1 protein-coding gene is annotated in these 1,557 nt (G+C 73.0%); it reads right to left on the reverse strand.

All coding sequences use genetic code 11. From position 1 onward, the window contains the following. Positions 1-141 precede the first annotated feature (141 nt). Positions 142-1,086 carry an SCO1860 family LAETG-anchored protein gene (locus AB8Z36_RS40185; protein WP_369218299.1) on the reverse strand — a complete coding sequence of 315 codons (945 nt, stop codon included), beginning with the start codon at positions 1,084-1,086 and terminating at the stop codon, positions 142-144. Positions 1,087-1,557: the final 471 nt, after the last annotated feature.

Raw genomic sequence — 1,557 nt, forward strand, 5'->3', positions numbered from 1 at the left:
TTCCCGGCCTGGGGGCCGGGTGGATACGGCTCGCGGTCCGGGACCGTGCGACCACGTCCCGGTTCCTCCCGGCCCTGGCCGAGGCGCTCCCCTCCTGACCGCCTCGGCCGGGCCCCCGGGTTCAGTGGGCCGTCGGTGGTGTCAGCCGCGGCTCCGGCGCGTCAGCGCCAGCGCTCCGCCGCCGACCGCGAGCAGGGCGACCGCGCCGCCCGCGACATAGGGCGTCATCGAGTTGCCGCCGGTCTCCGCGAGGCTGGCCTCGGGGGCCTTGGGGGCCGTTTCGCTCACCGGCTTCTCCGGCTTGCCCTGGGGGACCTCGCCCTCCTCGCGCGGGGCGGGGGAGGGTGCCTCGCAGCCCGCCTTGACGAGGGTGACCGTGCCCTCCACCTCGGCCACGTTCAGCTTGAGGGGGTTCACGGAGACCTTGAGCTCCAGCGCGGACGCCACGGCCGTGCGCGACGTCGTCTCCCGCCTGGAGAGGTCGAGCCGCACCTCGCCGACGCCGGGCACCTTCACCTCGGTGGTTCCGGCGGCGCTCAGCGTGATCCGCTTGCCGAGGACCGTCACCCCGCCCAGCAGATTCGATTCAGCGATGGGGCGCTCACCGGCCCGGCAGACGGCTTTGGCGGTCACCTGCTCGACCTCGATGAGGGAGAGCAGCGGCAGCCCCGGCACGTGCACCTTGGCGCGGGCGACATTGCTGTAGCCCTCGGCCGTGCCGTCCTTGACGGTCGCCCTGGCCGTGGCGGCGTCCGCGCGGAGCAGGCTGAAGGGCTGTCCGCCGTTGACCCCGTCGAGCCGGGCGGTGAGCGCCGTCTTCTCGGCGCTCGCGGGGGCCCGCACCTCGTTGAGGGCGACCCGCAGCGGGACGTTCACGGTCTTGTTGAGCAGGGAGACATCGAGCCCGGTCCGCAGCACGACGGCGTCGGCCCGGCCACCGCGGCCGTGGTCACCGCCGGTCGCCTGCGCGGCCCCGGCACCGGCGAGCGCCGCGGGACCGGCGGCGAGGGCGGTGGCGGCGGCCACGACGGCGAGACGGCGGGCGGGCCTGTGAAAGGTGTTGCTGCGGACGGTGTTGCTGTTCAAGGTGGTGGAACCCCCACGGGAGAAACGGGCCGCCGGCGGCGCACGCCACATGGGGACATCACGTGCGCACCGACGACGTCGCCCTCCTTCGACGAAGGACGACGCGGGAATCTTTACGCACGGAGAGTGAACGGTCAGCAACCTGACGTGAGTTCACTCGAACGGGAGGTTTCCGACCTTGCTTTCGATTCCCCCGACACGTACGTTCCCAGCCGCCACCCGAACAACGTCCGTAACGGGGCGCCTTGTTGACGGGGCGGGCGCGGCGGGCGCGAAGAGCCGAAGCCAAACGACTCCCCCGCCCACCACGTAACGCCCGGTCAACCCTCGTACCAACGCTCCGTCAACACGCGTACGCCGCACCCGGGGCGGGAGCGTCCCCCGCTACGCCACGACCCGCCCGTTGAGGACCACCCTGCGCGGCGCCGCGAGTACTTCCACGTCCTGTCGGGGGTCCGAGCCGTACACGAC

The sequence above is a fragment of the Streptomyces flavofungini genome (assembly GCF_041028215.1).
Classification (GTDB): domain Bacteria; phylum Actinomycetota; class Actinomycetes; order Streptomycetales; family Streptomycetaceae; genus Streptomyces; species Streptomyces flavofungini_B.